Below are 4,618 nucleotides of genomic sequence, written 5' to 3'. Positions count from 1 at the left end.
CCCCGGGGGGGTTGGCCGCCGGGGCCCGCGTCCGGCGCCCGGGGTGGCTGCGCCACCCGGGACTCGTCGTCCGCGGCCAAGGGGCCCGGTCAGCGCAGGATCGCCTCGACGAAGTCGGCGCCGAGGCGGGCGCAGACCGTCAGGTCGAGCTGGTGGTGCACGTATCGCCCGCGCCTGCTCACCGTGGTGAGCCTGGCCTGCTTGAGCACGGCGAGATGGCGGGAGACCTCGGGCGCGCTGAGCTGCCACGCCTCGGCGATCTCCCCGGTCGTGTGCGGGCCCCGGGCGAGCGTGCGGGCGATCCGCCGCCGCACCGGGTGGGCGAGCGCGTCGATCCGCCGCTGGACCAGGTCGAGCGGCACGGGGTGCGGCAGCCCAGCCTCGGCCGTCGGATACTGCACGACCGGCCGCCAGCCCGGCGCGTGCACGACGACCAGGTGCGGCCGGCCGAACGCGGTCGGGGTGAAGGTGACCCCCTGCCCCTGCGCGGTGGTCGCATTGTCCTGCAGCTTGTCGATGAGGATCCGGCGTCCGTCCGGGGAGCGGGTCGTCGCGGGGGAGACCGCGGCGAGCACCGTGTCGAGGCCGTGCCGCGCCAGCAGGTCCGCCTTGTGCCGGGAGTCCGCGGCGAGCTGATGCTGCACCCGGGCCCACGACTCGGCGAAGAAGGCCTGCTCACAGTCCTCCAGGAGGCGGCGCACCCAGGCGCGTACACCCGGCGGGTCGGCGAGGAGCTGGTCGGCGAACTCGGCCTGCCGCGGCCCGCGAGCCAGCGCCAGCTCCCGGGCCCGGTGCCGGGCGTCGGCGTCGACCAGCGGTGAGCGCAGGCGGTGCTGGGGCTTCGAGCCGCAACTCGTCGTGATCAGAGCGGCCGCGACATAGGTCTCGTCGTCGAGCCGGTCCACGTCGTCGAGCTCGGCGGCGAGGGTGTCGCGGGGCCGGGCCGGCACGAAGAAGTCGGCCCGCGCCGACCGCCACAGGAGATCGGCCTCCAGCAGCCGGTCGCTCAGCTCCGGTTTGAGCGACGTGGCGGTCGCGGTGATCCAGCCGTGCAGCGCCGGGTGGTGCGCGGGCTCCGCCAGCGCGTGCAGCATCGCGGCCAGCTCACCCAGCGGTGAGGGAGAGAATATGAACCGCTCATCCGGTACGCCGGTGATGTCGATCGTCAGTCCCACGCCGCCATGGTGACACCACCTGCCGGGGCGGGCCGCGACACTTGACGAGGATCGTCAACCGGCGTGGTCCGGGACCACGCGGCGGCGACCGTGGTCGGCGTGACGAAGCAGAAGGATGAGCGGCTCGGCTGGGCGGCGTTGCTGCTCGCCGGTGGCGGTCCGCGATACGCGCTGGCCCTGGTGATCGACTCGGTGGGCGGCGGCCTGCTCCGCCCGTTCCTGCTGCTCTACGGCATCGTCGTGCTCCGCCTGAGCGCCGGTGCGGCGGGGCTGGCGCTCTCGGTCGGGCTGCTCGCGGGCCTGGTCGTGCTGCCGCTCGCGGGACGGTGGATCGACCGGGGTGCGAGGTCGGCCGTGGTCGCGGCGACGCTGCTCGTCCGGGTGGCCGGGATCGGCGTGCTGCTCGCCGGGGACGGCCAGGCGGGCTTCCTCGCCGCGTCGGTGCTGCTGGGGTTGGGCGGCCAGGCCTGGCCCGCCGCGCACGCGGCCCTTGTCGCCGCGCTCACCACCGGCCGCCGCCGGGATGCGGCGCTCGCCGCCGGGCGTTCGGTGCGCAACGCGGGGCTCGGCGCCGGGGCGCTGATCGCCACTGTCGCGGTGACGGGCGGGGACGGGGTCCTGCGGGCGCTCGCCGCGCTGACCGGGTTGGCTTTCCTCGGCTCCGGGCTGCTCGTCGCCTCGATGCGGCTGCGGGTGGCGGAGCCGGACCGCCCGGCGGCGCCGAGCGAGCGGGGCGGGGTGGGGCACCTGACCGGGCTGCTCTGGGCCAACCTGCCCTTCGCGCTGTGCTTCAGCGTGCTCGAGGTGGCGCTGCCCGCGGTGATGGTGACGCAGCTCGACGTGTCGCCGGTCTGGTCGGCGGGGATGTTCGTGGGTAACACCGTGCTGGTCATCGCGGTGCAGGTGCCGCTCGTCGTCTGGCTGGGCCGGTGGCACCGCAGATCGGTCCTGGCCGCCTCGGGGGTGGTGCTCGCGGGCTCCTACCTGGGGTTCTGGGCGGCTGCCGGGGTGGGTGGCGACGCCGGTGCGGCGCTCGTCGCGGTGGTCTGCGTGCTGTACACCGCCGGGGAGATCCTCTACACGGGCAGCGGGACAGCGCTCGTCATCGCGAGCACACCGGATCGGCTGGTGGGGCGCGCGCTGGTGCGCTGGCAGCTCTCCACCGGGCTGGGCATGGCCGTCGCGCCCGCGATCCTGACCGGCCTGCTCGCGGTCGGCCCTGCGGCGCTGTGGTTGACGCTGGCACTGACCACCGCGGCCGGTGCGGCCGTGGTGCTGCGCGCGCCGGCGGGGGAGGGGGTCAGGCCGCTCCGGCGGCGTTCCGCGCGGCTGCGGTGGAGCGGCTGAAGCGACAGCCGCACCACCCGCACGTGCCGCGCCGCGCTCGGCCTTCTCGCGGCACTATTCAGCCAGGTGGCGCGTTCGGCTCGGGGAAGCGGTTTGCCGGGTATGGGCAATCCGAGTGGTGCCGGACGGGTAGACGGACGGAATGGCGGGTAGACGGACGGCGTAACAGTCGCGAGCGAGGAGGCCGACATGACGCTGATGAACCAGACGCCGTGGGATCCGTGGAACTACCAGGACATGGTGGACTACAAGCCCACCGCTGAGGGCGGGGAGAAGGACATCGTCGGGTTCCGGGTGGAGGCGACCGACGGCTCGATCGGCAAGATCGACGAGCAGACCGGCGAGGCCGGCTCGCGGTACGTCGTGGTCGACACGGGCCCGTGGATCTTCGGCAGCAAGGTGCTGCTGCCGGCCGGTGTCATCAGGGACATCGACCTCGCCGACGAGCGCGTCTTCGTCGACTGCACGAAAGACCAGGTCAAGGACGCCCCGGAGTACGACCCGGAGCGTCACGAGGACCCGGCCTACCGTGAGGCGCTCGGCTCCTACTACGGCCAGCACCGGCAGAGCTGATCAGCGCAGCCGCGGGCGGGACAGAGTCCGTCCCGCCCGCGGCTGTGTGACGACGATCCGGCCGGGGCGCGGCCCCGAGCCGCGATCTCCTACCGGCCGGTGGCGCCGTCGATGAGTTCCCGCAGGATGTCGGCGTGTCCGGCGTGCCGGACGGTCTCGCCCGTCATGTGGGCGAGCACCCAGCGAAGCGTACGGGGCGAGTCACCGACCGGCTGCGCGGTGCGGACGTCGGGGCCGGCGGCGGCGAGGATGTGGGCGTCGCTGTCGGCGATCGCGGCCCGATAGCCGTCGAGGATCTGATCCGGGGACCGGTCGGGCTCGACCACCATGCTGAAATCGAGGTCGGCGTAGCGCTGGTCGCCGGCGAACGTGTAGCCGAACCAGAACCGTTCGGCGTCGGTCAGGTGCTGCACCAGGCCCAGCAGCGTGGTGTCGGAGACGACCAGGCGTCGCCGCAGCTGCTCCTCGCTCAGGCCCGTGGCCTTCTTCAGCACGCACGATCGAGCGAAGGACAGGAAGGCGAGCGTGGTGTCGAGCTCGCCACCGTCGTTGCGCGGCACGGCTTCGCGTTGGGACTCAAGCATGGCCCGAACCCTACGTAGTCACGCCGCGAGCCGGTGACACCCCTCGCCCGTGGCCGCCGCGTCCGGGTGGGACGGGTTCCACAGCCGGTCGGCCTCGCCGCGCTCGACGGCCGCCTGGTAGATGCCGACCTTGTGCCGGATCACGTCCAGACACTCGGTGAGCTCCCGGATCTTTTCGAGGACCTGCTCCTCGTGCGCGCGCAGCAGGTCCAGCCGTTGCGTCTCGTTGCCCGCGCCCCGCCGGGCCAGCTCCACGTACTGCCGGATCGCCGCCAGCGGCATCCCGGAGGAACGCAGCTTCGTGCAGACCGCCAGCCACTCCACGTCCTCGGCGTGGTAGAGCCGCCGACCGGTGCTCGTCCGGCGCACGGGGTTGGCGAACAGCCCTTCCTTCTCGTAGAACCGCAGCGCGTGCACGCTCAGCCCGCTGCGCTCGGCGACCTCGCCGATGCTCAGATCCATGGCGACTCCCGTCACACCGTCGCGATCCGTGCTTGATCTAGAGCCGACTCTAGCTCCTAGCTTCTTCGACGTGGCCGATCGGCCGCGGAGATCGAGATCTGTAGGAGAAGCAGCATGAGCGTCTGGTTCGTCACCGGTGCGTCGCGTGGGCTCGGCGCCGAGATCGTCCGGGCGGCACTCGCCCGCGGGCACCAGGTCGTCGCCACCGCCCGCGACGCCGCAGCGGTCCGCGGGGCATACCCGCAGCAGCCGGCCGACCTGCTGGCGCTGACCGCCGACGTCACCAGCCCGGACCAGCTGCGCGACGCGGCCGGCGCGGCCGTGCGCCGGTTCGGCCGCATCGACGTCGTCGTCAACAACGCCGGGTACGGCCTGGTCGGCTTGACGCGTTCCCCAGTGACAATGTTCACCGGCACAAGTTACTGAACGTTCACTTAGCATCGGCGTATGGAGCAGCCTCGCCTCGCCGACCGGGAT

6 protein-coding genes are annotated in these 4,618 nt (G+C 73.0%); 3 read left to right on the top strand and 3 right to left on the bottom strand.

The window, feature by feature from the left end; translation table 11 throughout:
* Nucleotides 1-89: 89 nt before the first annotated feature.
* A complete protein-coding gene (locus AB0J67_RS39320) occupies nucleotides 90-1,175 on the bottom strand; it encodes a DUF5937 family protein (RefSeq protein WP_363490618.1) in 1,086 nt (361 codons plus the stop codon).
* A 99-nt stretch (nucleotides 1,176-1,274) separates the two neighbouring features.
* Here AB0J67_RS39320 and AB0J67_RS39315 point away from each other — a divergent pair, with 99 nt between their 5' ends.
* Complete coding sequence (locus AB0J67_RS39315; RefSeq protein ID WP_363490616.1) at nucleotides 1,275-2,522, top strand: MFS transporter; 1,248 nt, start codon at nucleotides 1,275-1,277, stop codon at nucleotides 2,520-2,522.
* A gap of 189 nt (nucleotides 2,523-2,711) precedes the next feature.
* Entirely contained in the window at nucleotides 2,712-3,095 is a 384-nt protein-coding gene (locus AB0J67_RS39310) for a PRC-barrel domain-containing protein (RefSeq protein WP_363490614.1), read from the top strand.
* A gap of 89 nt (nucleotides 3,096-3,184) precedes the next feature.
* Here the strand turns inward: AB0J67_RS39310 and AB0J67_RS39305 are convergent, their stop codons facing one another.
* Together AB0J67_RS39305 and AB0J67_RS39300 are read right to left on the bottom strand one after the other, a co-directional pair.
* Complete coding sequence (locus tag AB0J67_RS39305) at nucleotides 3,185-3,679, bottom strand: DinB family protein (RefSeq protein WP_363490612.1); 495 nt, start codon at nucleotides 3,677-3,679, stop codon at nucleotides 3,185-3,187.
* An 18-nt stretch (nucleotides 3,680-3,697) separates the two neighbouring features.
* A complete protein-coding gene (locus AB0J67_RS39300) occupies nucleotides 3,698-4,141 on the bottom strand; it encodes a MerR family transcriptional regulator (RefSeq protein WP_363490610.1) in 444 nt (147 codons plus the stop codon).
* Between the two features lie 114 nt (nucleotides 4,142-4,255).
* Here AB0J67_RS39300 and AB0J67_RS39295 point away from each other — a divergent pair, with 114 nt between their 5' ends.
* Entirely contained in the window at nucleotides 4,256-4,567 is a 312-nt protein-coding gene (locus tag AB0J67_RS39295) for an SDR family NAD(P)-dependent oxidoreductase (RefSeq protein WP_363490608.1), read from the top strand.
* Nucleotides 4,568-4,618 lie beyond the last annotated feature (51 nt).

Source organism: Catellatospora sp. NPDC049609, from assembly GCF_040675365.1.
Taxonomy (GTDB): Bacteria; Actinomycetota; Actinomycetes; order Mycobacteriales; family Micromonosporaceae; genus Catellatospora.
This window is presented reverse-complemented; position numbering and strand designations above follow the sequence as displayed.

What these genes read in the sequence shown, in the direction of transcription:
- AB0J67_RS39310 (WP_363490614.1), top strand. Translation starts at nt 2,712, where the DNA reads ATGACGCTGATGAACCAGACGCCGTGGGATCCGTGGAACTACCAGGAC.
- AB0J67_RS39295 (WP_363490608.1), top strand. Translation starts at nt 4,256, where the DNA reads ATGAGCGTCTGGTTCGTCACCGGTGCGTCGCGTGGGCTCGGCGCCGAG.
- AB0J67_RS39300 (WP_363490610.1), bottom strand. Translation starts at nt 4,141, where the DNA reads ATGGATCTGAGCATCGGCGAGGTCGCCGAGCGCAGCGGGCTGAGCGTG.
- AB0J67_RS39305 (WP_363490612.1), bottom strand. Translation starts at nt 3,679, where the DNA reads ATGCTTGAGTCCCAACGCGAAGCCGTGCCGCGCAACGACGGTGGCGAG.